The organism is Pseudomonas sp. zfem003 (assembly GCF_032621675.1).
Classification (GTDB): Bacteria; Pseudomonadota; Gammaproteobacteria; order Pseudomonadales; family Pseudomonadaceae; genus Metapseudomonas; species Metapseudomonas otitidis.
Window position 1 is genome coordinate 225,844 of record NZ_JAVYJG010000007.1, and the last position, 24,089, is coordinate 249,932.

Annotated in this window: 24 protein-coding genes; 19 read left to right on the top strand and 5 right to left on the bottom strand. The window is 65.0% G+C overall.

All coding sequences use genetic code 11. The annotated features are described in order from the left end of the window. Positions 1-32: 32 nt before the first annotated feature. From RTK35_RS18000 to nudC, 5 genes are all read left to right on the top strand, one after another. Positions 33-2,288, top strand: coding sequence for an arginine/lysine/ornithine decarboxylase (locus tag RTK35_RS18000; RefSeq protein WP_316908644.1), 2,256 nt, complete (start codon positions 33-35; stop codon positions 2,286-2,288). Positions 2,289-2,305: 17 nt separating this feature from the next. Then, the gene (locus RTK35_RS18005; protein WP_316908645.1) at positions 2,306-3,664 is read left to right on the top strand and encodes an amino acid permease; all 1,359 of its coding nucleotides are present in this window, start codon (positions 2,306-2,308) and stop codon (positions 3,662-3,664) included. A 126-nt stretch (positions 3,665-3,790) separates the two neighbouring features. Then, on the top strand, positions 3,791-4,603 hold the full coding sequence (locus RTK35_RS18010) for a crotonase/enoyl-CoA hydratase family protein (protein ID WP_316908646.1): 813 nt from the start codon (positions 3,791-3,793) through the stop codon (positions 4,601-4,603). Between the two features lie 39 nt (positions 4,604-4,642). After that, positions 4,643-6,322 (top strand): hypothetical protein, encoded by a 1,680-nt coding sequence (locus RTK35_RS18015; RefSeq protein WP_044408279.1) that lies wholly within the window; start codon positions 4,643-4,645, stop codon positions 6,320-6,322. Between the two features lies 1 nt (position 6,323). Next, positions 6,324-7,157 (top strand): NAD(+) diphosphatase, encoded by an 834-nt coding sequence (nudC, locus tag RTK35_RS18020; RefSeq protein ID WP_316908647.1) that lies wholly within the window; start codon positions 6,324-6,326, stop codon positions 7,155-7,157. Here nudC and RTK35_RS18025 read toward each other — a convergent pair. Further along, positions 7,134-7,910 carry a TSUP family transporter gene (locus RTK35_RS18025; RefSeq protein WP_316908648.1) on the bottom strand — a complete coding sequence of 259 codons (777 nt, stop codon included), beginning with the start codon at positions 7,908-7,910 and terminating at the stop codon, positions 7,134-7,136. The genes nudC and RTK35_RS18025 overlap by 24 nt on opposite strands. A 99-nt stretch (positions 7,911-8,009) precedes the next feature. Between RTK35_RS18025 and RTK35_RS18030 the strand changes: the two genes are divergently transcribed. The 3 genes from RTK35_RS18030 to RTK35_RS18040 all read left to right on the top strand — a co-directional run bounded on the left by RTK35_RS18030 (position 8,010) and on the right by RTK35_RS18040 (position 11,567). Then, positions 8,010-8,660 (top strand): hypothetical protein, encoded by a 651-nt coding sequence (locus RTK35_RS18030; protein ID WP_074968185.1) that lies wholly within the window; start codon positions 8,010-8,012, stop codon positions 8,658-8,660. A 238-nt stretch (positions 8,661-8,898) separates the two neighbouring features. Beyond that, entirely contained in the window at positions 8,899-10,140 is a 1,242-nt protein-coding gene (locus RTK35_RS18035; RefSeq protein WP_172435116.1) for a glutamine synthetase family protein, read from the top strand. 116 nt (positions 10,141-10,256) lie between these two features. Further along, positions 10,257-11,567 (top strand): MFS transporter, encoded by a 1,311-nt coding sequence (locus tag RTK35_RS18040; protein ID WP_316908649.1) that lies wholly within the window; start codon positions 10,257-10,259, stop codon positions 11,565-11,567. A gap of 19 nt (positions 11,568-11,586) precedes the next feature. Here RTK35_RS18040 and RTK35_RS18045 read toward each other — a convergent pair whose 3' ends face one another. The 4 genes from RTK35_RS18045 to flgA form a co-directional block, all read right to left on the bottom strand. After that, positions 11,587-12,336: a flagellar brake protein gene (locus RTK35_RS18045; RefSeq protein WP_316908650.1), complete on the bottom strand. Its 750-nt coding sequence runs from the start codon at positions 12,334-12,336 to the stop codon at positions 11,587-11,589. A gap of 83 nt (positions 12,337-12,419) precedes the next feature. After that, a complete protein-coding gene (locus RTK35_RS18050) occupies positions 12,420-12,887 on the bottom strand; it encodes a flagella synthesis protein FlgN (RefSeq protein WP_268192758.1) in 468 nt (155 codons plus the stop codon). A 49-nt stretch (positions 12,888-12,936) separates the two neighbouring features. Next, a complete protein-coding gene (gene flgM / locus RTK35_RS18055; protein WP_044408256.1) occupies positions 12,937-13,272 on the bottom strand; it encodes a flagellar biosynthesis anti-sigma factor FlgM in 336 nt (111 codons plus the stop codon). A gap of 156 nt (positions 13,273-13,428) precedes the next feature. Beyond that, positions 13,429-14,190, bottom strand: coding sequence for a flagellar basal body P-ring formation chaperone FlgA (gene flgA, locus RTK35_RS18060; protein WP_316908772.1), 762 nt, complete (start codon positions 14,188-14,190; stop codon positions 13,429-13,431). A gap of 80 nt (positions 14,191-14,270) precedes the next feature. Here flgA and RTK35_RS18065 point away from each other — a divergent pair, with 80 nt between their 5' ends. The 11 genes from RTK35_RS18065 (at position 14,271) to flgJ (ending at position 24,086) form a co-directional block, all read left to right on the top strand. Further along, positions 14,271-15,203, top strand: coding sequence for a chemotaxis protein CheV (locus RTK35_RS18065; protein WP_044408250.1), 933 nt, complete (start codon positions 14,271-14,273; stop codon positions 15,201-15,203). A 44-nt stretch (positions 15,204-15,247) separates the two neighbouring features. Then, positions 15,248-16,075 (top strand): protein-glutamate O-methyltransferase CheR, encoded by an 828-nt coding sequence (gene cheR / locus RTK35_RS18070; RefSeq protein ID WP_208274594.1) that lies wholly within the window; start codon positions 15,248-15,250, stop codon positions 16,073-16,075. A 266-nt stretch (positions 16,076-16,341) separates the two neighbouring features. Next, entirely contained in the window at positions 16,342-16,749 is a 408-nt protein-coding gene (flgB, locus tag RTK35_RS18075; RefSeq protein WP_172434157.1) for a flagellar basal body rod protein FlgB, read from the top strand. A gap of 11 nt (positions 16,750-16,760) precedes the next feature. Beyond that, entirely contained in the window at positions 16,761-17,213 is a 453-nt protein-coding gene (gene flgC, locus RTK35_RS18080; protein WP_074968172.1) for a flagellar basal body rod protein FlgC, read from the top strand. A 20-nt stretch (positions 17,214-17,233) separates the two neighbouring features. Then, complete coding sequence (gene flgD, locus RTK35_RS18085; protein ID WP_044408239.1) at positions 17,234-17,911, top strand: flagellar hook assembly protein FlgD; 678 nt, start codon at positions 17,234-17,236, stop codon at positions 17,909-17,911. A 33-nt stretch (positions 17,912-17,944) separates the two neighbouring features. After that, positions 17,945-19,258 (top strand): flagellar hook protein FlgE, encoded by a 1,314-nt coding sequence (gene flgE / locus RTK35_RS18090; protein WP_044408236.1) that lies wholly within the window; start codon positions 17,945-17,947, stop codon positions 19,256-19,258. Between the two features lie 217 nt (positions 19,259-19,475). Next, entirely contained in the window at positions 19,476-20,216 is a 741-nt protein-coding gene (locus RTK35_RS18095; RefSeq protein ID WP_069560336.1) for a flagellar basal body rod protein FlgF, read from the top strand. Between the two features lie 46 nt (positions 20,217-20,262). Continuing rightward, positions 20,263-21,048: a flagellar basal-body rod protein FlgG gene (gene flgG / locus RTK35_RS18100; RefSeq protein ID WP_044408230.1), complete on the top strand. Its 786-nt coding sequence runs from the start codon at positions 20,263-20,265 to the stop codon at positions 21,046-21,048. Positions 21,049-21,068: 20 nt separating this feature from the next. Continuing rightward, positions 21,069-21,782 carry a flagellar basal body L-ring protein FlgH gene (gene flgH, locus RTK35_RS18105; protein ID WP_044408227.1) on the top strand — a complete coding sequence of 238 codons (714 nt, stop codon included), beginning with the start codon at positions 21,069-21,071 and terminating at the stop codon, positions 21,780-21,782. A 14-nt stretch (positions 21,783-21,796) separates the two neighbouring features. Continuing rightward, on the top strand, positions 21,797-22,897 hold the full coding sequence (locus RTK35_RS18110; RefSeq protein WP_044408224.1) for a flagellar basal body P-ring protein FlgI: 1,101 nt from the start codon (positions 21,797-21,799) through the stop codon (positions 22,895-22,897). A 10-nt stretch (positions 22,898-22,907) separates the two neighbouring features. After that, positions 22,908-24,086 carry a flagellar assembly peptidoglycan hydrolase FlgJ gene (gene flgJ, locus RTK35_RS18115; RefSeq protein ID WP_142007947.1) on the top strand — a complete coding sequence of 393 codons (1,179 nt, stop codon included), beginning with the start codon at positions 22,908-22,910 and terminating at the stop codon, positions 24,084-24,086. Positions 24,087-24,089: the final 3 nt, after the last annotated feature.

The window sequence follows — 24,089 nt, forward strand, 5'->3', positions numbered from 1 at the left end:
GCGGGATGGACCCGCCGTACCGGGACGTCCTCATGTACAAAGACCTGAAGTTCCCCATCCTCATCGTCCACCGCGATATCAAGGCCGATACCGTCGCGGGGGAGCGCGTGCGCGGCATCGCCCACGAACTGGAGCGGGACGGTTTCGTCATCCTCTCCACCGCCAGTTCCGCCGAGGGGCGCATCGTCGCCTCCACCCACCACGGGCTGGCCTGCATCCTGGTGGCCGCGGAGGGCGCCGGGGAGAACCAGCGCCTGCTGCATGACGTGGTCGAACTGATCCGCGTCGCCCGGGTGCGAGCGCCGCAATTGCCGATCTTCGCCCTGGGTGAACAGGTCACCATCGAGAACGCCCCCGCCGAGGCGATGGCCGACCTCAACCAGCTGCGCGGCTTGCTGTACCTGTTCGAAGACACCGTGCCGTTTCTCGCGCGCCAGGTGGCGCGGGCTGCGCGCACCTATCTGGAGGGGTTGCTGCCGCCGTTCTTCCGCGCGCTGGTGGAGCACACCGCGCAGTCCAACTATTCCTGGCACACACCCGGCCACGGCGGTGGCGTGGCCTACCGCAAGAGCCCGGTGGGACAGGCTTTCCACCAGTTCTTCGGCGAGAACACCCTGCGTTCCGACCTCTCGGTGTCGGTGCCCGAACTGGGCTCGCTGCTGGACCACACCGGGCCGCTGGCCGAGGCAGAGGCGCGGGCGGCGCGGAACTTCGGCGCGGACCACACCTTCTTCGTCATCAACGGCACCTCTACCGCCAACAAGATCGTCTGGCACTCCATGGTCGGCCGCGATGACCTGGTACTGGTGGACCGCAACTGCCACAAGTCGATCCTCCACTCGATCATCATGACCGGCGCGATCCCGCTGTACCTGATGCCGGAGCGCAACGAGCTGGGCATCATCGGCCCGATCCCCCTGAGCGAATTCAGCCGCGAATCGATCCAGGCGAAGATCGACGCCAGCCCGCTGGCCCGTGGACGCGAGCCGAAGGTGCGCCTGGCGGTGGTGACCAACTCCACCTACGACGGGCTCTGCTACAACGCCGAGCTGATCAGGCAGACCCTGGGCGACAGCGTCGAGGTGCTGCACTTCGACGAGGCCTGGTACGCCTACGCGGCTTTCCACGAGTTCTACGCCGGCCGCTACGGCATGGGCACCGCGCGAGGGGCGGGCGGCCCGCTGGTGTTCACCACCCACTCCACCCACAAGCTGCTGGCGGCCTTCAGCCAGGCCTCGATGATCCACGTGCAGGACGGCGAGACCCGCCAGCTGGACCGTGATCGCTTCAACGAGGCGTTCATGATGCACATCTCCACCTCGCCCCAGTACGGGATCATCGCCTCGCTGGACGTGGCCTCCGCCATGATGGAAGGCCCCGCCGGGCGCTCGCTGATCCAGGAAACCTTCGACGAGGCCCTGAGCTTCCGCCGTGCCCTGGCCAACGTCGGGCAGAACCTGGCCGAGGATGACTGGTGGTTCAGCATCTGGCAGCCACCGAAGGTGGAAGGGCGCGACCAGGTCAGCACCCCCGATTGGCTGTTGCAGCCCCAGGCCGATTGGCACGGCTTCGGCGAGGTAGCCGACGACTACGTGTTGCTCGACCCGATCAAGGTCACCCTGGTGATGCCGGGCCTGACTGCCGACGGACGTTTGGGCGAACGCGGCATTCCGGCGGCGGTGGTCGGCAAGTTCCTCTGGGAGCGCGGGCTGGTGGTGGAGAAGACCGGCCTGTATTCCTTCCTGGTGCTGTTCTCCATGGGCATCACCAAGGGCAAGTGGAGTACGTTGCTCACCGAGCTGCTGGAGTTCAAGCGTCTCTACGACGCCAACGCGCCGCTGATCACCGCCTTGCCGTCCATCGCCCGTGCCGGCGGTGCCCGCTACCAGGGGCTCGGCCTGCGTGACCTGTGCGACGAACTCCACGGCTGCTACCGCGACAACGGCACCGCGCGGGCGATGCGGCGCATGTACACCACCCTGCCGGTGGCCGCGATGAAGCCGGCGGACGCCTACGACAAGCTGGTGCGCGGCGACGTGGAGGCGGTGCCGCTGGATGCGCTGCAAGGGCGCATCGCGGCGGTGATGCTGGTGCCCTATCCGCCGGGCATCCCGCTGATCATGCCGGGGGAGCGCTTCACCGAAGAGACCCGCTCGATCATCGACTACCTGGCCTTCGCCCGGACATTCGACGAGTCCTTCCCCGGTTTCGACTCCGATGTGCACGGCCTGCAGCAGCAGGACACCCCGCAGGGCCGCTGCTATACCGTTGATTGCATCAAGGAGTGACTCGGCCTGGGGGCGCGATGAGCGACGAGCGAGCGGCGGTGCGCCGGGGCGGTGGCATGGGGTTCTGGACCTGCACCGCCCTGGTGGTGGGGAACATGATCGGGTCGGGCGTTTTCCTGTTGCCCTCCAGCCTGGCGGCCTATGGCGGGCTCAGCCTGTTCGGCTGGCTGATCTCCAGCACCGGCGCGGTCATCCTCGCGCTCACCTTCGCCCGGCTGGCGCGGCTCGCGCCCGGGGCGGGCGGCCCCTACGCCTACACCCGTGATGGCTTCGGTCCGTTCGCCGGCTACCTCTGCGCCTGGACCTACTGGAAGGCGGCCTGGATCGGCAACGCGGCCATCGCTGTGACGTTGGTGGGCTACCTGCAGGTGTTCTTCCCGGCCTTGCGCGACCCAGTGCTCACTGTGCTGGTGGCCATCGGTGCCATCTGGTTGTGCACCCTGATCAACCTGCGGGGCATCGGCGCCTTCGGCGTGGCGCAGAACATCCTCACCGCGCTGAAGCTGATCCCGCTGCTGCTGGTGGGCATTCTCGGCTGGTTCTCGTTCCACCCCGAGTACCTGCGCATCCCTGCGCCGGAGGAGCTGCCGCCGGGAACCGGCGGCTACGCCAAGGCCATTGCCACCACGGCGGCGCTGACGCTGTGGTCCTTCATCGGCCTGGAGTCGGCCACCGTTCCGGCGGACGACGTCCGCGACCCGCGCCGCACCATTCCCCGTGCCACGGTGTTCGGCACCCTGGTGGCGGCGGCCGTGTACATCCTCTCCATCACCGCAGTGCAGGGGGTACTGCCGCCCGAGGAACTGGCGCGCTCCAGTGCGCCTTTCGCCGATGCGGCGCGGGTGCTGGTGGGGGAGTGGGGGTACCACCTGGTCGCGGCCGGGGCGGTGATCGCCTGCCTGGGGGCGCTCAATGGCTGGGTGCTGTTGCAGGGGCAGATCCCCATGGCCACCGCCCGTGACGGGCTGCTACCCCATTCGCTCGGGCAGACCAACCGCTGGGGCGCGCCGGCCAATGGACTGCTGGTCTCGGCGGTGCTGGTGACCGCCCTGGTGTTCGTCGATGGCCAGGGCGAGCTGGTGGATGTGTTCAACGTGATCATCCTTCTAGGCACCATGACCGGCGTCGTGCCCTATGCCTTCTGCACCGCCGCGCTGCTGCAGTGGCTGGCAGTCAAGCCCGAGGCGTTCACCGAACGTGAGCGGGGCTGGGCGCTGCTGCTCGGCTCGCTGGGGTTCGTGTACGCCATCTGGGCGCTGTACGGCACCGGCGAGCAGGCGATCTTCTGGGGCTTCCTGGTGCTGATGGCGGGGATTCCGCTGTACAGCTGGCGGCAGTGGCGAAACCGCGTGGAAGGCGCGCGGGGGAGCGGTTGAAGGCCGATGGCGTGGCCTGCATCACAGTGGTCGTCTTCGACTTTCGGTGGCCGCTTGTTATAGTTGCCGGGTTTGGAATCCCGCACTTTTCACAGGCCAGCAGCAGAACTGGCGAGGATAATTTTCGTGCCCGACTACAAAGCCTTTCGCGTTGAGCTGACGGACAAGATCGCCCATGTGGAGATCAACCGCCCCGAGAAGATCAACGCGATGAACGCCGATTTCTGGGCCGAGATCGTCGAGATCTTCCGCTGGATCGATGAAACGGACGAGGTCCGGGTCGTCGTCCTCAGTGGTGCCGGCAAGCACTTCTCCTCCGGTATCGACCTGATGCTGCTGGCATCCGTTGGCGCCCAGCTGGGCAAGGATGTGGGCCGCAATGCCCTGGTGCTGCGGCGCAAGATCCTCGAGCTGCAAGCCTCCTTCAATGCCGTCGACCTCTGCAGCAAGCCGGTGATCGCTGCGATCCAGGGTTATTGCCTGGGCGGGGCGATCGACCTGGTGTCCGCCTGCGACATGCGCTATTCCACCGTCGATGCCCAGTTCTCCATCAAGGAGATCGACATCGGCATGGCCGCGGACGTCGGTACCCTGCAGCGCCTGCCGCACATCATCGGCGACGGCATGATGCGCGAACTGGCCTACACCGGCCGCACCCTAGACGGTGAGGAAGCGCGCAGCATCGGCCTGGTCAATCGCACCTACGCCGACCGCGACGCACTCATGGAAGGCGTCTTCGCCTTGGCGCGGGACATCGCCGCCAAGTCGCCGGTGGCGATCCGCGGCACCAAGGAAATGATCCGCTACATGCGTGACCACCGCGTGGACGATGGCCTTGAGTACATCGCCACCTGGAACGCCGCCATGCTCCAGTCCAACGACCTGCGTGTGGCCATGGCCGCCCACATGAACAAACAGAAACCGGAATTCGCCGACTGATGCCGTACCAGTATTTCGCGCGGGAGGCGCGCTAGACCCATGGTCACCGGAGCCACTTCCCTCAGCTTGGTGCGCGACGAGCTGTTCGCCACGATCGAGCAGGCTGAACAGAGCCTCGAACAGTTCATTGTCGACCGCCACAACGGCAGCCTGCTGCAACAGGCGGTTGAAAGCCTGCAGCAGGTGCGCGGCACCCTCAACCTCATCGAACTGACCGGCGCCGAACTGCTGGCGCAGGAGATCCTCCAGCAGGCCACCGACATCCCGGCCGGCGTGGGGGAGGAGCGTGACAACCAGTTGGCCGCCCTGAGCAACGCGCTCTACGTGCTGCGCCGCTACCTGGAAAACGTCGATGCCCACCGGCAGGAAATGCCCGAGCTGCTGCTGCCGGCGATCAACGAGTTGCGCCAGTCCGCCGGGCAACAGCCGCTGCCGGAGAGCTTCTTCTTCAGCGTGCGCCTGGACCAGGCTCGCGTGCCGTCCGCCTCCAGCCTGCCTGAGGTCAGTGCCCAGTACCTGATGGCGCGGCGCTTGCGGCAGATGTACCAGGTGGGCCTGCTGGGCTTTATCCGCGAGCAGAGCCCCCAGCCCAGCCTGAAGCTCATGGGCCGTGCATTGGCGCGCCTGGACAGCCTCTATGCCATCGACCCGCGTGCGCGCCTGTGCTGGATCGGCGCTGCGGCGCTGGAGGCGATGGTGGACGGGCAGTTGATCGCGCGTAAGTCGCGCAAGCAGCTGTTCGCCCGCATCGACCGTGAACTCAAGCAGCTGCTGGCCAACGAGCACTACGAAGCGCCGCGCAGCCTGCAGAAGGAGCTGCTCTACCTGGTGGCCCTGGCGGACAGCCAGGGCCCGCGTGCCACCGAGGTCCGCAGCGTGTTCGGGATGACGGCGATGCCGTTCACCGACCACCTGCTGGAAGAGGAATACCAGCGCCTGGCCGGCCCCGGCCAGGCCGTCATGCGCTCGCTGTCCTCGGCGATCCGCGAGGAGCTGGCCAGCGTGAAGGACGTGCTTGACCTGATCGAGCGCGGCACCGCCCAGCCCGAAAGCCTCGGCAGCCTGCACGCCCTGCTGGGTAAGCTGGCCAAGACCCTCGGCATGGTCGGCCTGACTTCTGCCGCCAATGCGCTGCATGCGCAGCTGCCTGCCGTTGGCAGCTGGGCCGAAGGCGAAGCGGTATCGCCGGAGTCGCTCAACCGGCTCGCCGACGCCGTGCTGTATGTCGAGAGCATGGTGGCGGACCTGGAGCGCGGCGAGCGCCGTGATACCCGCCAGGCGGCCACCCCGGTGATGACCGAGGCGGAGTCCTTCGCCCAGCACCAACTGACCGAGGCGCGCATCGTGGTGATCGACGAGGCCCAGGGCGGCCTGGCGATGGCCAAGCGCGCCATCACCGCCTACCTGGAGTCCAACGGCGACAAGCTGCACCTGGCCAACGTGCCCAGCACCTTGCAGGCCGTGCGTGGCGGCCTGTGGTTCCTCGGGCAGGAGCGTGCCGGCAACCTGGTGGGCGCTTGTGGCGAGTTCATCCAGAAGCAGATGCTGGAAGCCGCGCAGATGCCCTCCGAGCAGATGCTGGAGACCCTGGCCGACGCCCTGACCAGCCTCGAGTACTACCTCGAAGGCGGCGCGGTGCTGCGCCCGGATGCCCAGCCCGATGTGCTCGACCTGGCTGCTGACAGCGTGCGGGCCCTGGGCCTGCAGGTGGCGGCCTGAGATGGCCGATCCGCGCTGGCGTTCGAGCTTCCTGGATGCGGCCCGGCCGGGTGGCTGGGCGCTGGCGCACTGCCGTCAGACTTTCCTGGCGGACGGCAATGGTGTGCTGTTCCCCCGTGACTGGCTGAAGCGCCAGGACCTGCCCATTCTCGCCGAGCATGGCATCGGTCACTTCGGTGATGACGAAGTCTTCCTCCTTGAACTGGCGCGCCCCGCCGACGTACCTGGCGCGGCCTGGGTCGGCCTGCGCCAACTGATGATGCAAGGTGATGCCGAGACCTTCCGCATGCTGGGTTTCGCTACCCAGATCGGAACCTGGGCCGACCACCACCGCTTCTGCGGCAGCTGCGGCGCACGCATGGTCCAGGTGGCCAGCGAGCGGGCGATGCACTGCGAAAGCTGCGGTGTGCACCACTACCCGCGCCTGGCGCCCAGCATGATCGTGTTGGTGACCCGTGGTGATGAGCTGCTGCTGGCGCGCTCGCCGCGCTTTGTCAGCGGCGTCTACAGCACGCTGGCGGGCTTCGTCGAACCTGGCGAGACGGTGGAGGAGTGCGTGGCCCGCGAAGTGCGCGAGGAGGTCGGGGTCGAGATCGGCGAGCCTCGCTACATTGCCAGCCAGAACTGGCCGTTCCCGCACTCGTTGATGCTGGGCTACCACGCCGAATACCGCTCCGGTGAGATCGTCCCTCAGCCGGGCGAAATCGAGGATGCGCGCTGGTTCTCCATCCATGCGCTACCGCCACTGCCGGCCAGCAAGTCCATTGCCCGCTACCTCATCGACCTCTACGTGGCGCGCCGCCTGGGCTTGTCAGAACCAGTGCTGCCAGGCTAGTCGCGCAGTCAGCGCCAGTACCACGCAGATGAACACCGGGCGGATCAGCTTCGCCCCGCCGCTGATGGCGGTGCGGGCGCCGAAGAAGGCGCCGGCCATCAGCGCCAGCCCCATGCAGATGCCCAGTACCCAGGCCACCTGGCCGCCGATGATGAACACCGCCAGCGCCACGCCGTTGCTGACGAAGTTCATGGTGCGCGCCACGCCGCTGGCCCGCACCAGGTCGAGCGGGTAGAGCAGCAGGCTGCTCACGGTCCAGAAGGCCCCTGTGCCGGGGCCGGCAACACCGTCGTAGAAGCCCAGGCCCAGCCCCTGGGGCCATTGCCTGCCATGGGGAATGGCCGCGTCGGCAGCGTGCTGCACGTCGGGGGTACGGCCGAACAACAGGTACAGGCCACAGCCGAACACCACGGCCGGCAGCATCTGGTTGAGCCAATGCGCCGGCAGCCAGTGGGCGATGGTCGCGCCAAGGGCGGCACCCACCGCTGTGGCCAGCAGGGCATTCTTCCAGCGGCGCGGTTCGAACAGCTTGCGTCGGTAGAAGGTGTAGCTGGCGGTAGCGGAGCCGAAGGTGGCGCAGAGCTTGTTGGTACCCAGCACCAGATGTGGCGGCAGGCCGGCCGTGAGCAGCGCCGGAATGGTCAACAGGCCGCCACCGCCCGCAATGGCGTCGATGAAACCGGCCAGGAACGCGACGCCGGCGAGCACCAGCAGAGTGGCCGGATCAACCGCGAGTTCGATGGGGAGGGGCATAAATGCTCGATCTGTGGCGGACTGCGCAGCGCGGCAACTGGTCGCTGCGTCGGGAGGTGCGCATAATGCCGGCTCTTTTGTGGAGAAGGAAAGGGTTCCATGCAGTATGACGGCCTGGCCTGGGGCATTGCCCTGCTGGCCCTGCTCGCGGTTGTGGTGGCCGCACGCATCCTCTTCGACCGCAGCTGGTTCCTCGGCTGGCTACGCGGCACCGTGGGCCTTGCCTTCGTCGCCTTGGCCGCCCTGGTGGGGACGGTTGCCTGGGACCTGACCCGCTACGACCACCTGGACGCCAGCAAGCCCATCGTGACGCTCAGCTTCAAGGCGCTCGGGCCCCAGCGTTACGAGGTGATGCTGCTGGAGGGCGGTCGCGAGCGCAGCGTGCTGCTGGACGGCGACCTGTGGCAACTGGATGCCCGGCTGCTGCACCTAAAGGGGTTGGCGCGCCTGATCGGCCTGCAGTCCGGCTACCGCCTGGAGAAGCTGTCGGGCCGCTTCCTCGCCATCGAGGACCAGCAGCTGGCGCAACACCCCGAGGCAACACTGGCCAGCAGCCCGTACGGCATCGACCTGTGGCGCTGGCTGCGGGTTGGGCAGCATGACCTCTTCCTGTTCGATGCCCAGGCGCAGCGCGTCACCTTCCTGCCGATGGCGGATGGGGCGGTCTACGCGGTCAACCTGTCCCCTACAGGGCTTCTGGCACAGCCGATGAACCAGGCAGCCACCCAGGCGCTCAAGGACTGGCGCTGACCTCGCCGCAGCCTCCTTGCATCACCGAGCCCCCGCATCTGCGGGGGTTTTCATATGTGCTTGAAATATTGAACAGGTGATGAGTATTTTGTTCGCGCCGCTATTCGCAGCGGTCCATGTCTACAAGGAAAACAACATGAACACGGGAATCCCGGCCGAGCTGGCAGAGCGCCTGGCTGGAGTCGATGAGATCGAGTGCGTGACGCCTGACCTGAATGGCGTGATGCGGGGCAAGGTGATGACCGGCGAGGGCTTCCTCTCCGGGCGGCGTCTGCAGCTGGCGCGTGGCGTGCTGCTGCAGTGCATCATGGGCGGCTATCCGCCGGCACGCTTCTATGGCAGTGACGATGGTGACCTGGCCCTGGTGCCCGACCCTGGACAGGTCCATCGCCTGCCGTGGAGTGACAGCCCGCGTGCCCTGGCGATCTGCGATGCCCAGGAGCTGGATGGCCGCGCGTCGGGCCTGTCCACCCGTGGCTTGCTGCGCCGTGTATTGGATCGCTATGCCGAGCGCGGCTGGTCGCCGGTGGTGGCCACCGAGCTGGAGTTCTTCGTGTTCGCGCCCAATCCCGATCCCCACCAGCCGTTCCAGCCGCCGGTTGGGCTGGATGGTCGCCGCGAGGACGGTTGTTCGGCGTTCAGCGTGAGCTCCAACAGCGGCCTGCGCCCCTTCTTCGAAGAGGTCTACCGCTGCATGGCGCTGCTGGGGATGCCGCGTGACACCTTCATGCACGAGATGGGTGTCAGCCAGTTCGAGATCAACCTCCTGCATGGCGATGCGATGCTGCTGGCCGACCAGACCTTTCTGTTCAAGCACCTGCTGAAGGAGGTCGCCCTGAAACATGGGTTGACCGTGGTGTGCATGGCCAAGCCGCTGGCGCATACGCCGGGCAGCTCGATGCATATCCACCAGAGCGTGGTGTCCAGTGCGGATGGGCGGAACATCTTTTCCGAGGCGAATGGCGATCCGTCGCCGGCGTTCTATCACTTCATCGGGGGGCAGCAGGCGGCGATGGCGGAGTTCACAGCCCTGTTCGCGCCCAACGTGAACTCATACCAGCGCTTGTGCCACCCTTACGCGTCGCCGAACAATGCGTGCTGGTCCCACGACAACCGCGCCGCTGGGCTGCGTATCCCGGCCAGTGCGCCCGTTGCGCGGCGGGTGGAGAATCGCTTGCCGGGTGCGGACACCAACCCCTACCTGGCGATTGCCGCGAGCCTGGCGGCGGGGCTTCATGGCCTGGAGCAGGGGATCGAGCCGAGCCCACCGATCCAGGGGGAGTTCGAGGTGGCGGATTCTCTTTCGTTGCCCTGTACCTTGCATGCAGCCCTGGAGCGTCTGAAGCGCAGCGACCTGGCACGGGAACTGTTCGGGGAGGAGTTCATCGAAGGCTACATCGCCACCAAGACGATGGAGCTGGCGAGCTTTTTCGATCAGATCACGCCCTGGGAGCGTCGTGTTCTGGCAGCCCAGGCTTGATCCGGCAATGTAGAGTTCCAGCGTTCGACGGCCTATCTGCCAGGCCCTAGCATTACCCCTCATCGCGGGCCGCACTCAAGCGGCCCGCCCTTGCTCAAGGAGCGCATGGAAAGCCGATGGGTCGAGTCCTGAAGTCCTTCCGGGCCCTGTATTTCGCAACGTTGCTCATGCTGATCGGCTCCGGCCTGCTCAGTACCTACCTCGGCCTGCGCCTGGCGGCGGACAAGGTCGATGGCCTGTGGGTCGGTGCGCTGATGGCGGCCAACTACCTGGGGCTCATCATCGGCGGCAAGCTGGGACACCGGCTGATCGCCCGGGTCGGGCACATCCGTGCATATGTCGCCTGTGCGGGGCTGGTGACGGCCGCCGTGCTGGGGCACGGCCTGCTGAGCTGGGTGCCCGGCTGGCTGTTCCTGCGGATGCTGGTCGGCCTGGGGATGATGTGCCAGTACATGGTGATCGAGAGCTGGTTGACCGAGCAGGCGGAGCCTGGTCAGCGCGGCAAGGTGTTCGCCGGCTACATGGTGGCCTCCTACCTCGGCTTGGTGCTGGGGCAACTGGTGCTGGTGCTGCACCCCGGCCTTGGCCCGGAGCTGCTGATGCTGGTGGCGATGTGCTTTGCGCTGTGCCTGGTGCCGGTGGCGGTGACCCGTAAGATCCACCCGGCGCCTCTGCATCCGGCGCCGCTAGAGCCACGCTTCTTCATCCGGCGGGTGCCGCAGTCGATGACCACGGTGCTGGTATCGGGCCTGATGCTGGGTTCGTTTTATGGTCTGGCGCCCCTCTACGCCACGCGACAGGGATTGACCACTGAGCAGGTCGGTCTCTTCATGGGCTGCTGCATCCTTGCGGGCTTGCTTGTGCAATGGCCTTTGGGCTGGCTGTCGGACCGTAACGACCGCGCCATGCTGATCCGTAGTGCGTCGGTGCTGCTGGTGCTGGCGGCCCTGCCGCTGGCGCTGATGCCCAGCGTGCCGATGGAGATGCTGTTCCCCATGGGCTTCCTGGTCTGCATGCTGCAGTTCACGCTCTACCCGCTGGCGGTGGCCTTCTCCAATGACCACATCGAGGCGGAGCGCCGGGTGTCGCTGACGGCGATGTTGCTGATCACCTTTGGGGTGGGCGCGAGCATCGGCCCGCTGCTGACCGGCGCGCTGATGAAGCAGCTGGGGCCGAACATGTTCTATGCGTTCGTCAGTCTCTGCGCGTTGATCCTGGTGGTGCGTGTGCGTCCCGACAAGGTCACCGGCCTGCACCGGGTGGACGAGGCTCCGTTGCAGCACGTGGCAACACCGGAAGTCAGCTCGCCGCTGGTGGCCGCGCTTGATCCTCGCGTGGATGAGCAGGTGGTGCAGGAGCAGATGACTGGGGAGGCTTTCACGCCACCCCCAGTTCCCGAGGAGCCGGAGGCGCCCCGCCCGAGCTGAAGGCTCGGGCGGAGAGCGGCTAGAAGAGATCGTCCTTGTCGAAGCGCCGGGCTTCGCGCTGGAGCTGGTAGACGAAGCGCTCCACGAGGCGTTGCTCGGGGCCGTTCATGCGGTAGAAGCGAACGCCCGCCAGGGTGATGTTCAGCTTGTCGTTGTAGCTGAGGTGGCGTAGCTCAACGGGGGTGAGCAAGGTGCCGAATGGCAGGCGAGCGCTGAAGCGCTCGTAGACCTGGCCTGTCTGCAGCTGTTGGGTGGCGTCACCGGCGAAGCGCAACTTGCAGCCGGTGGCGGAAATATCCAGCATCTCGCCGTTGATCCCAGCGGGCAGTCGGTCTCCGGCCAGCTCGATGGGGACGGGCTGCCCTTTCAACAAGGGCGCGCGGAAGGCGTTGCGGCGTTGGTGATAGGTGACTTCTTCCGGCAGGGGGCACCAATAGCAGGGGGCTCCCTGATGCTCGCCTACCTGCACGAGCTGGCGGCATTCCCAGGCGATTCTGACGCCATCATGGAAGCCTTCCACGCGGAAGTACTCCCCCGCGCGAATGAATCGCTCGCCGTCGTTGGGAACCATCTCGTCAAGGGCGATGCGTTTGCGATCCTTGTCCACTTCCACCAGAAAGCTTTGGAAGCGCTGGCTGCGCTCATGGAAGGTGACGACCAGGGGGTCATGGCTTTGCAGCAGGAGGCGAAGATTGGCCTGGATCTCCACAGGTGCCTTCAACACCTTGGGGGGTTGTGGGCCATCATCTTCGTTGAATGCGTTGGACACGGTCCAGGTCTCTCCAAACACATGGGGCTCGGGGCGCCAGCATACTGGCAATGTGCCCCGATGTCCTGGCGCTTCTTATTGTTTCAGGCCTGGCTGAGCGGGCGCTGTCGCGGGATTTTAGCGGCGCCCCCTCGGCTGTCATAGAGGCTGGGGGTTTCCTGGCCGCGGAGGATGGCCAGGGTGTTGTCGACACTGGTCTGGCTGGCGCGAATCAGGCGGCCGTTGCGCAGGTTGCCCGCCTGGCACTGTTCAAGTACATCGCTCAGCGTTGCACTGCGTGCCAGCAGGTCGGTTCCGACCGGGGAGCGTTCGGCCAGGGCGGTCAGTCCGGCACGATCGACACTCAGTCCGAGCGCCTGCAGCGCGTCGGCGCGAAGGCGGCCGTGCTGGTCGAGGAGGGCGAGCAGGGGTTGCTTGTCCGAAAGGATCTGCTCGAGTTGCGGCAGGTCACGTTCGGTCAGTGCCTTGAATTCGTTATCGATCAGCTCAAGCAGGCGCTGTGCGTGGTCGATATCGTGGTTGAGCAGGTCGAGCAGTTCGGTGTCGTGCATTTCGGGCTCTGGGGATCGGGCGTCCAACATCCCCAGCGCTGCCCTTGGACTAGCGCTGGGATTCGAAGTCGAGCAACTTGCTCGCCACGCGCTGGCTGTCTACCTGGTAGGTGCCGTTGGCGATGGCTTGCTTGATCTTGTCGACCCGCTCCCGGTCGACGGTGGGCAGGTCGCGCAGCTTGTCGGTGACCTTCTGCAGTTGCTGGGCATCGCTGCTCAGTTGCACGTTTTCACCGCTACGGGGGGACGTGGCAGCCGGCTCGCTGGTGGTCTGGCTGGCGCTGGTCTGGTTGGCGGTAACGCCTTCGTTCTTGCCGGCGTTGCCGGTACGTCCCGCGCTGGCGGGCGTGTTGGCATTATTGAGCCGGTTGAAGTCGATGACCATGATGCAGAACCTCTGGGTGTTATGGACGCTTACCGACCTTATCGACCAGGCCCAAACTAACTTTAGGGCAACTTCCGAAAAAATTCCCGGGTGCGGTGTGGCGCTGGAAAAACGGCACTCTACACGAATTGACTACGTGCCATACAAGAGTCGTGCCTACATGGCGACTTCCACTTGCCCAGGGCCGGTTACGCGGGCTTTGACCACGCGTTTGGAGTTGAGGTTGCGTACGCGTATCTGGTCACCTATGGCCCCTGCGGAAAGTGCCTCGCCCGGCATCTTGACCTGGATGGTGGAACTTCCGGCACTGATTACCACCTGATCACCCTTGTGGACTACCTCGGCCATTTCAACGTGGGTCGGCGTCAGGATCTGATCGACCAGGACGGGGCGTGTGAGCTTGTAGCCTTCCGCTTGGGAAGGCGCCGTAAGGTAGCCCTGGGAGAGCAGCCCCACATCACGCTCGACCAGGTTGTAATCACGGGAGGACAGTTCTTCCCCTTTGCGCATCGGGCGCGCTGCGACTATTACATTGCGGAACAGCCGAACCTGGGCAGGGACGAAGACCGACCAAGGGGTGCTGCCCTCGCAGCGAACCTTGACCGTCACCCGTCCGATCGGCTGTGCCGGGCTCTCCAGGCTGACCGTCAAATCCCTGTCGCAAGTGGCGAGGCGCAGGCGTGGGTCCAATCGGCTCACCTGGATCTCGTAGCGTCCCTCGATGCCGCTATTCTGGAGATATTCCTCTACCTTGAACTCAAGAAACCCTTCGGTGGAGCCGATAAGGACTTCGGGCGGCGTGAGTCCTTCTGCCTGTGCGCCGTTGTGGCTCAGGCAGAACAAAACGGGTAAAAAGGCCCATGACCGGTGGCGGCGATGTGCTATCAAGTGTCGGAAAAGCGTCGTTATCGGATTCATGCAATTCAAAAAAGCAAGGCTCGTGCCGCCTGCTAATCTATGGCGAAGCGTCCTGAAGCTCAAAAGGGGAGAGTCCTGGCATGGCCGGTGTATTGGATTCGGTTAACCAGCGTACGCAACTGGTGGGGCAGAACCGCCTGGAGTTGCTGTTGTTCCGGCTGGATGGACCCCAGCTCTACGGGATCAACGTGTTCAAGGTGAAGGAGGTGCTCCAGTGCCCCAAGCTCACCATCATGCCCAAGTCCAGCCCGGTGGTTCGGGGCGTGGCGAATATCCGCGGGGGGACCATCCCCATCCTCGACCTGTCCATGGCGACGGGGCGCAGGCCGCTGAGTGATCTCAAGAACAGCTTCGTGATCATCACGGAGTACAACAGCAAGGTTCAGGGGTTCCTGGTGCGCTCGGTGGAGCGAATCATCAACATGAACTGGGAAGAAATCCATCCGCCACCCAAGGGCACCGGGCGTGAGCACTACCTGACCGCGGTCACGCGCGTCGACAAGAACCTGGTCGAGATCATCGACGTGGAGAAAATCCTCGCCGAAGTCGCGCCGACCTCGGAGGTCATCTCCGAAGGCGTGATCGATCACGAGACCCAGGCCAGCGCCGTCACCAAGCGCGTGCTGATCGTCGATGACTCGTCCGTGGCGCGCAAGCAGCTGGTCCGCTGCCTGGAGACGGTCGGGGTGGAGGTGGTCTCGTTGAACGATGGCCGCCAGGCGTACAACTACCTGCATGACCTGGTCGAGCAGGGTAAGGCGCCGGAGAAAGAACTCCTGATGATCATTTCCGACATCGAGATGCCGGAGATGGACGGCTACACCCTGACGGCGGAGATCCGTGGCGATCCGAGAATGCAGAAGCTGCACATCCTCCTGCATACTTCGCTCTCCGGCGTATTCAACCAGGCGATGGTGAAGAAAGTTGGCGCGGATGACTTCCTCGCCAAGTTCCGGCCTGACGAGCTGGCTTCGAGGGTGATCGAGCGGATCAGGATTGCGGACGGGGCGTGAGGGGGATTCCTTCCCCAGGTACAGATATGAATGAGGCGGCCCTAGTGTCTTCAGGTAACTTGGATTTCGAGCAGTTCCGGACTTTCCTGGAAAAAACCTGCGGCATATTGCTGGGAAGCAATAAGCAGTACCTGGTTTCCAGCCGTCTGAACAAGCTGATGGAACAGAACGGCATCAAGACGCTGAGCGAACTGGTTCAGAAGATCCAGAGCGCCCCGCGCAGCGGCCTGCGAGAGCAGGTCGTGGATGCGATGACCACCAACGAAACGCTCTGGTTCCGGGATACCTACCCCTTCGAAGTGCTCAAGGGCCGCATCCTGCCCGAGCTGATCAAGGCCAACCCGAACCAGCCCCTGCGGATCTGGTCGGCGGCGAGTTCTTCTGGGCAGGAGCCGTTCTCCATCTCCATGGCCATCGACGAGTTCGAGCGGACCAACCTGGGCCAGCTCAAGGCCGGTGTGCGCATCGTCGCCACCGACCTGTCCACGGCGATGCTCGCGGCCTGCCGTGCTGGCGAATACGACAGCCTGGCGATGGGGCGTGGCTTGTCCCAGGAGCGGCTCACCCGCTTCTTCGACCCGAAAGGGCCGGGACGCTGGGTGGTCAAGCCGGCGATTCGCAATCGCGTGGAATTCCGTGCCCTGAACCTGCTGGACAGCTACGCCTCCCTCGGCAAGTTCGACATCGTGTTCTGCCGCAACGTACTGATCTACTTCTCCGCCGATGTGAAGAAGGACATCCTCACTCGTATCCACGCGACCCTGAAACCCGGTGGCTACCTGTTCCTCGGGGCCTCCGAGGCGCTGAACGGCCTGCCGGACCTCTACCAGATGGTCCAGTGCAACCCGGGCATCATCTACAAGGTGAAGTGACCGGTGGTGATCCTGAAAGGAGGCGCAAGCCTCCTTTTTTGTGCCTGCCATTCGGTCGTGCCGCCTTTTGCCGCTGGGCGGCAATCGCCTCTGCCGCCTTGCCACCCTGACCTTGGCAAAGCGGCAAGCCCTTACCGCTGATCTCCGTTCTGTCGTCCTGAATTCATCTCAACCTTTTGTTTTAAAAGGATTTTAAAAATTGGCACAGCCCTTGCTGAATGTCCGGCAGACAAACCGTCATTGCCGCACGGCAAAGGTTGGAAGAGATGAGCATCAGTTTCGAAAGCGCCCTTGGCATCCACGAGTCGGCCCTGCGGTTCCGCACCCAGCGTGCCGAAGTGCTGGCCAACAACATCGCCAACGCCGACACGCCCAACTACAAGGCGCGTGACCTGGACTTCTCCTCCGTGCTCGCCGAGCAGGCGGAGAAGGCTTCCAAGGGCACCTTCCAGGCCACGCTGACCAACGCGCGCCATATCGCGGCCGAAGGCACCGGCATGCTGGATGAGTCCCTCAAGTACCGCACCCCGTTCCAGCCTTCGATCGACCAGAACACCGTCGACCTGCAGCAGGAACAGTCCAGCTATACCGAGAACTCCGTGCAGTTCCAGGCCAGCTTCACCCTGCTCAACAGCAAGTTCAAAGGGCTCGTCAACGCGCTGCGTGGCGAGTAAGGAGAGCGATCATGTCCCTGTCCAGCGTCTTCAACATTGCCGGCACCGGCATGAGTGCCCAGAGCACCCGGCTGAACACCGTCTCCAGCAACATCGCCAACGCCGAGACCGTGTCCTCCAGCATCGACAAGACCTACCGCGCCCGCCACCCGGTGTTCGCCACCATGTACCAGAGCCAGCTCAACGGCCAGGGCAACGACCAGGGCTCTCTGTTCGCTCCCGAAGACGAGTCCGGTCGCGGCGTCCAGGTGCTGGGCGTGGTCGAAGACCAGAGCGCGCTGGTGCCGCGCTACGAGCCGAACCATCCCGCCGCCAACGCGGACGGCTACGTGTACTACCCCAACGTCAACGTGGTCGAGGAAATGGCGGACATGATCTCCGCCAGCCGAGCCTTCCAGACCAACGTCGAAATGATGAACACCGCCAAGCAGATGATGCAGCGCGTGCTGACCCTGGGTCAGTGAGTGCGTGAGGGAGCGACAAGATGAGCGTTGACGTAGGCGCCACCACCAGTTCTTCGGTACTGGATCAATACAAGCTCAAGGAAACCACCAAGTCGAAGGAGCTGGGCAAGGACCAGTTCCTCCAGTTGCTGGTGGCACAGATGAACAACCAGAACCCGCTGGACCCGCAGACCAACAGCGAGTTCGTGGCGCAGCTTGCCCAGTTCAGTACCGTCGAAGGCCTGGACAACCTGAACAAGAGCGTCAACACCATCCTCTCCAGCACCCAGTCTTCCCAGGCGCTGCAGGCGTCCTCCCTGGTCGGGCGCAAGGTCATGGTCCCCTCCAGCAAGGCCGTGGTCGATCCTGCCGAAGGGCTCACCGGCACCGTCAGCCTTACCAGTTCCACGTCCAACCTCTACGTCAACGTGCTGGACGAGAAGGGCAACACCGTCAACCGCGTCAACCTGGGTGCACAGAAGGCCGGTGCGGTCAGCTTCACCTGGGATGGCAAGGACTCCAGCGGCAACGCCGTTGCCAAGGGCACCTACACCTTCAAGGCCGAGGCCGGGGTCGATGGCAAGACAGTCGCCATGGGCACCGTCCTCCCGGCCAACGTCGATAGCGTCACCCTGGGCCAGAACGGCGGGGAAATGACGCTCAACCTCGCAGGGCTCGGCAGCATCGCGCTTTCCAAGGTCCAGGTCATCGGTAAGTAATCGTCGACGCTGTCGGCGCAACAGGAGCATCCCATGTCGTTCAACATCGGCCTCAGCGGCATCCGCGCCGCCTCCAGTGACCTCAACATCACTGGCAACAACATCGCCAACGCCGGGACCGTGGGCTTCAAGCAGTCCCGTGGAGAATTCCAGGACCTGTACTCGGCGTCCGTGCTGGGCTCCGGTAGCAAGACCATCGGCAGCGGCGTGCTGCTGGCCAACGTCGCCCAGCTCTACAACCAGGGCACCATCGACTACACCGAAAACGCCCTCGACCTGGCCATCAACGGCAACGGTTTCTTCGTCACCAGCAACAACGGCGCCGTCAGCTACACCCGTGCCGGCTACTTCGGTACCGACAAGAACGGCTTCATCGTCGACAACAACGGCTACCGTCTCCAGGGTTACACGGTAGATGCCAGTGGTGCGCTGCAAAGCGGTGTGGTGGGTGATCTCACCATCAAGACCAACAACCAGCAGCCCAAGGCCACCGCTACCATCACCCAGCCGTTCAACCTGAACTCCAGCAACACCCCGCCGACGGTGTCGCCGTTCAACCCGGCCGACCCGAAGAGCTACAACTCTTCGACCTCGGTCAACATCTATGACTCCCAGGGCAACCCTCACGTCATGACCCAGTACTTCGTCAAATCGGCCACACCGGCGAACACCTGGACCATGAACGTGCTGATCGATGGCCGTAACCCCACCAACCCGGCCTCCACCACGCCCATGAGCACGCCGGTGGGCTTTACCACCTCCGGCCAGCTGGACACCTCCACCTTCGCCAACACCGGCGGCTTCGCCGTCAACGCCGACGGCACCCTGGGCATCAACGGCTGGGTGCCGGCCGTGTCCAACGGCGCCACCCCGCCGGTGTGGAGTGCCAACGGTGCCGCTGCCGCCCCGAGCATCACCTTCGATATCCGCGGCTCCACCCAGTTCTCCAGCGCCTTCGCTGTTGCCAGCGTGGCCCAGGATGGCTACACCACCGGCCAACTGGCCGGTCTGCAGATCGATGACAAGGGCATGATCTACGCCCGCTACACCAACGGTCAGACCCAGCTCCAGGGCCAGGTCGTCCTGGCGAACTTCGCCAACGTCCAAGGCCTGACCCCGGTGGGCAAGACCTCCTGGGTCGAATCCTCCGAATCCGGTGCGCCGGTGATCGGCACCCCGCGTGCCGGCACCCTGGGGGCTCTCCAGTCCGGTGCCCTGGAGTCCTCCAACGTGGACATCTCCACCGAGCTGGTCGACCTGATCGTGGCGCAGCGCAACTACCAGGCCAACGCCAAGACCATCGAGACCGAGAACGCGGTGACCCAGACCATCATCAACCTGCGTTGAGTGAGTGGCCGCCGCCCGTCAAAAGGGTGGCGGCGACCTTGCCGCTGGCGGCATCCCCTCGCCGCCACGGCATTCCAAGGCCTCCATGTGAGGCCTTTTTCTTTTTGCTTTTTCCTTATTTGTCAATGAGTTGTCTCGATTTTGCAGGCCTGGCACAGCAATTGCTGTAGACCCTGCAAAGCAATGCGGGCGTCAAAAGCCCACCTTGGAGACCTCCATGGACAAGATGCTCTACATCTCCATGACCGGTGCCAGCCAGAACACCCTGGCCCAGCGCGCTCATGCCAACAACCTGGCGAACGTGTCCACCACCGGGTTCCGTCGCGACTTCGAACAGGCGCGTTCCATGCCCGTGTTCGGCGACACCTTCCCGGCGCGCGTGTTCGCCATGAGCGAACGTCCCGGGACCGACTTCACCCCCGGTGCCCTGCAGGAGACCGGGCGCGACATGGACATCGCCATCGGCGGGGAGGGCTGGATCGCCGTGCAGGCGCCGGACGGCAGCGAAGGCTACGTGCGCACCGCCAGCCTCCAGGTGGACGCCAACGGCCAGCTGCGAGCCGGCAATGGCTTGCCGGTTATCGGCAACGCCGGGCCGATCGCCATCCCGCCGGAGCAGAAGGTGGAGATCGGTTCCGACGGCACCATCAGCATCCGCGCCCTGGGCGAGGCCCCCAACGTGATGGCCGAGGTGGACCGCATCAAGCTGGTCAACCCCGATCCCAAGCAACTGGAGAAGGGCCTCGATGGCCTGATCCACACCAAGAACAAACAGCCGGCGGACGTGGATGGCACGGTCAAGCTCACCTCGGGCTTCCTTGAGGCGAGCAACGTCAATGCCGTCGAGGAGATGACTGCGATCCTCTCCCTGTCCCGTCAATTCGAACTGCACGTAAAGATGATGCGCACCGCCGAGGACGACGCCGCGGCGATGGCACGGGTCATGCAGCTCAGCTAACAACCAGTACGCGGCGCCATGACTTCGGCGCCCGAGGAGAATGACGATGATTCCGGCACTTTGGGTCAGCAAGACGGGTTTGGCGGCTCAGGACATGAACCTGACCACCATCTCCAACAACCTGGCCAACGTCTCCACCACCGGCTTCAAGCGCGACCGCGCCGAATTCCAGGACCTGCTCTACCAGATCCGCCGCCAGCCCGGCGCCCAGAGCACCCAGGACAGCCAACTGCCCAGCGGCCTGCAGTTGGGTACCGGTGTGCGCATCGCCGGCACCCAGAAGATCTTCACCCAGGGCAGCCTGCAGACCACCGAGCAGCCGCTGGACCTGGCCATCAACGGGCGCGGCTTCTTCCAGATCCTCATGCCGGACGGCACCGTCTCCTACACCCGCGACGGCAGCTTCCACCTGAACTCCGACGGGCAGATCGTCACCAGCCAGGGCTACCCCCTGGAGCCGGCCATCGTCCTGCCCGCCCAGGTCCAGACCTTCACCGTCGGCGAGGACGGCACCGCCTCGGTGACCACCTTCGGCAACCCCACGCCCCAGGTGATCGGCAACATCCAGACCGCCGACTTCGTCAACTACGGCGGCCTGCAGGCCATCGGCAACAACCTGTTCCTGGAGACCGCCGCCAGCGGTGCGCCGCAGGTCGGCACCCCGGGCCTCACCGGCCTCGGCAACGTCCTGCAGAACACCCTGGAGAACTCCAACGTCAGCGTGGTGGAAGAGCTGGTGGACATGATCACCACCCAGCGTGCCTACGAGATGAACTCCAAGGTCATCTCCACCGCCGACTCCATGCTCGGCTACATCTCGCAGAACCTGTAACGCCCCCGAGGTAAGTTGTCATGAACCGGCTGCTCATCATCGCCCCGTTGCTCGCCACCCAGCTCCTCGCCGGGTGCGTCGCGCCGCCGCCCAAGCCGAACGACCCGTACTACGCGCCGGTGCTGCCCCGCACCCCAATGCCGGCCGCGCAGAACAACGGCGCCATCTACCAGCCCGGGTTCGAGACCAACCTCTACAACGACCGCAAGGCCTACCGCGTAGGTGACATCATCACCATCACCCTCAACGAGCGGACCCAGGCCAGCAAGAACGCCAACTCGCAGATTCAGAAGAACAGCAAGGCCAACATCGGCCTGACCTCCCTGTTTGGCGGCGGCGTCTCGATCAGCAACCCCAGCACCAAGCTGAACCCCCTGGAAGCCGAAGACCTCACGCTGTCCGCCGGCTACAACGGCACCCGTGACGCCAACGGCACCTCCAAGGTAGGGCAGAGCAACAGCCTGACCGGCTCCATCACCGTCACCGTCTCCGAGGTGATGCCCAACGGCATCCTCGCCGTACGCGGCGAGAAGTGGCTGACCCTGAACACCGGCGACGAACTGGTACGCATCGCCGGCCTGGTGCGTGCGGACGACATCGGCACCGACAACACCGTGTCTTCCACCCGCGTGGCCGACGCCCGTATCACCTACTCGGGCACCGGCGCCTTCGCCGACGCCAGCCAGCCGGGCTGGTTCGACCGCTTCTTCATGAGCCCGCTGTGGCCGTTCTGAGCAGGTAGCGCGACATGAAACGATTCACCGCAGCCCTTTGCCTGTTGCTTGCCAGCACCCTCGCTCATGCCGAGCGGCTGAAGGACCTGGCCAGCATTCAGGGCGTGCGTAACAACCAGCTGATCGGCTACGGCCTGGTGGTGGGCCTCAACGGCACCGGCGACCAGACCACCCAGACGCCCTTCACCCTACAGACCTTCAACAACATGCTGGCGCAGTTCGGCATCAAGGTGCCGGCCGGTTCGGGCAACGTGCAGCTGAAGAACGTCGCCGCCGTCTCCATCCATGCCGACCTGCCACCCTTCGCCAAGCCCGGCCAGACCCTGGACGTGACCATCTCCTCCATCGGCAACGCCAAGAGCCTGCGCGGCGGCAGCCTGCTGATGACCCCGCTGAAGGGCATCGACGGCAACGTCTACGCCATCGCCCAGGGCAACCTGGTGGTGGGTGGCTTCGACGCCCAGGGCAGCGACGGCTCCAAGATCACCGTCAACGTCCCGTCGTCCGGCCGGATTCCCGCCGGTGCCACTGTCGAGCGCCCGGTGCCGAGCGGCTTCGATCAGGGCAATACCCTGACCCTGAACCTCAACCGCCCGGACTTCACCACCGCCAAGAACATCGTCGACAAGCTCAACGAACTGCTTGGCCCAGGCGTTGCCCAGGCCATCGACGGCGGTTCGGTACGGGTCAGCGCCCCGCTGGATCCGAACCAGCGCGTGGACTACCTCTCGGTTATCGAGAACCTGGAAATCGAATCCGGCAAGGCCGTGGCCAAGGTCATCATCAACTCGCGCACCGGCACCATCGTCATCGGCCAGGACGTGCGCGTGCAGCCGGCCGCCGTCACCCACGGCAGCCTCACCGTCACCATCACCGAAGACCCCATCGTCAGCCAGCCGGGCGCCTTGTCCGGCGGGCAGACGGCCGTCGTACCGCGTTCCAAGGTCAAGGCCGACCAGGAGGCGAAGCCGATGTTCAAGTTCGCTCCCGGTACCTCGCTGGACGAGATCGTCCGCGCGGTCAACCAGGTGGGGGCGTCTCCTTCCGACCTGATGGCCATCCTCGAGGCGCTCAAGCAAGCCGGCGCTCTCCAGGCTGACCTGATCGTGATCTGAGGTAGCGATCATGGACTCCAGGCTCACTACGGGCCTCGCCACGCGCGGGGCCATCGACTCCGGTGCCTTCACCGACCTGAACCGCATGGCCCAGTTCAAGGTGGGCAAGGGGCGCGACGGCGAGGAAAACGTCAAGAAGGTCGCCCAGGAGTTCGAGTCGCTGTTCGTCAACGAGATGCTGAAGTCCATGCGTGCCGCCGGCGACGTCTTCGCCGAAGGCAACTTCCTCAACAGCAACGAGAGCAAGACCTACCGCGACATGTACGACCAGCAGCTTGCGGTCACCATCTCCAAGGGCCACGGCATCGGCCTGGCCGATGTGCTGACCCGCCAGTTGAGCAAGACCAAGTCCACCGGCAAGGCCAATCCCTTCGCCCAGGTGGCCGAGACCGCCGGAGCCCAGTGGCCGCAGAAGGGCAGCAGCCCGGTGGCTGCGCCGGAGGCGGGCCGGGACGATTCCAAACTGCTGGCCCAGCGCCGTATCAGCCTGCCCAGCCGCTTCACCGACCGCCTGCTGGCCGGCATCGTGCCGCCTGCGGGGGCCGCAGACGGCAAGCAGGCCCTGGCCGGTTCCGACTGGTTGCCGGCCAAGTCCTATGGCGCGCCCGAGCGCGGCGTGGCCTCGGTGGACGGCGACAACGCGGTGATTGGCCGGCGCATCGCCCAACCGCCGCTGGCACCGGGCAAGCCTGCCTTCAGTTCGCCTCAGGAATTCATCGACACCATGATGCCCATGGCCCAGGAGGCGGCGAAGAGCATCGGCGTCGATCCGCGCTTCCTGGTGGCTCAGGCTGCACTGGAGACCGGCTGGGGCAAATCCATCATCCGCCAGCAGGACGGCAGCAGCAGCCACAACCTGTTCGGCATCAAGTCCCACGGCTGGGACGGCCAGTCGGCCCGCGCCGTGACCACCGAATACAAGGACGGCGAAGCCGTCAAGGAAGCGGCCTCGTTCCGCGCCTACGACTCGTACCGGCAGAGCTTCCGTGACTACGTGAGCTTCCTGCAGGGGAATGACCGTTACCAGGACGCACTGGCCGTGACCGACAAACCCGAGCGCTTCGTGCGCGAGCTGCAGCAGGCCGGCTACGCCACTGACCCGCAGTACGCCCGCAAGGTCACGCAGATCGCGCGCCAGATGCAGACCTACCAGGCCGTCGCATCGGTCGGTTCGGTGCCCAACTCATGAGGA

Excerpts from the sequence above, each read along its gene's own strand:
- flgM (WP_044408256.1), bottom strand. The coding sequence starts at position 13,272 with ATGGTCATCGACTTCAACCGGCTCAATAATGCCAACACGCCCGCCAGC.
- flgD (WP_044408239.1), top strand. The coding sequence starts at position 17,234 with ATGAGCGTTGACGTAGGCGCCACCACCAGTTCTTCGGTACTGGATCAA.
- flgJ (WP_142007947.1), top strand. The coding sequence starts at position 22,908 with ATGGACTCCAGGCTCACTACGGGCCTCGCCACGCGCGGGGCCATCGAC.
- flgB (WP_172434157.1), top strand. The coding sequence starts at position 16,342 with ATGAGCATCAGTTTCGAAAGCGCCCTTGGCATCCACGAGTCGGCCCTG.
- RTK35_RS18025 (WP_316908648.1), bottom strand. The coding sequence starts at position 7,910 with ATGCCCCTCCCCATCGAACTCGCGGTTGATCCGGCCACTCTGCTGGTG.
- RTK35_RS18035 (WP_172435116.1), top strand. The coding sequence starts at position 8,899 with ATGACCGGCGAGGGCTTCCTCTCCGGGCGGCGTCTGCAGCTGGCGCGT.
- RTK35_RS18015 (WP_044408279.1), top strand. The coding sequence starts at position 4,643 with ATGGTCACCGGAGCCACTTCCCTCAGCTTGGTGCGCGACGAGCTGTTC.
- flgG (WP_044408230.1), top strand. The coding sequence starts at position 20,263 with ATGATTCCGGCACTTTGGGTCAGCAAGACGGGTTTGGCGGCTCAGGAC.
- RTK35_RS18030 (WP_074968185.1), top strand. The coding sequence starts at position 8,010 with ATGCAGTATGACGGCCTGGCCTGGGGCATTGCCCTGCTGGCCCTGCTC.
- flgE (WP_044408236.1), top strand. The coding sequence starts at position 17,945 with ATGTCGTTCAACATCGGCCTCAGCGGCATCCGCGCCGCCTCCAGTGAC.
- nudC (WP_316908647.1), top strand. The coding sequence starts at position 6,324 with ATGGCCGATCCGCGCTGGCGTTCGAGCTTCCTGGATGCGGCCCGGCCG.
- flgA (WP_316908772.1), bottom strand. The coding sequence starts at position 14,190 with ATGAATCCGATAACGACGCTTTTCCGACACTTGATAGCACATCGCCGC.
- flgC (WP_074968172.1), top strand. The coding sequence starts at position 16,761 with ATGTCCCTGTCCAGCGTCTTCAACATTGCCGGCACCGGCATGAGTGCC.
- RTK35_RS18005 (WP_316908645.1), top strand. The coding sequence starts at position 2,306 with ATGAGCGACGAGCGAGCGGCGGTGCGCCGGGGCGGTGGCATGGGGTTC.
- RTK35_RS18050 (WP_268192758.1), bottom strand. The coding sequence starts at position 12,887 with ATGCACGACACCGAACTGCTCGACCTGCTCAACCACGATATCGACCAC.
- flgH (WP_044408227.1), top strand. The coding sequence starts at position 21,069 with ATGAACCGGCTGCTCATCATCGCCCCGTTGCTCGCCACCCAGCTCCTC.
- RTK35_RS18065 (WP_044408250.1), top strand. The coding sequence starts at position 14,271 with ATGGCCGGTGTATTGGATTCGGTTAACCAGCGTACGCAACTGGTGGGG.
- RTK35_RS18095 (WP_069560336.1), top strand. The coding sequence starts at position 19,476 with ATGGACAAGATGCTCTACATCTCCATGACCGGTGCCAGCCAGAACACC.
- RTK35_RS18000 (WP_316908644.1), top strand. The coding sequence starts at position 33 with ATGTACAAAGACCTGAAGTTCCCCATCCTCATCGTCCACCGCGATATC.
- RTK35_RS18040 (WP_316908649.1), top strand. The coding sequence starts at position 10,257 with ATGGGTCGAGTCCTGAAGTCCTTCCGGGCCCTGTATTTCGCAACGTTG.
- RTK35_RS18110 (WP_044408224.1), top strand. The coding sequence starts at position 21,797 with ATGAAACGATTCACCGCAGCCCTTTGCCTGTTGCTTGCCAGCACCCTC.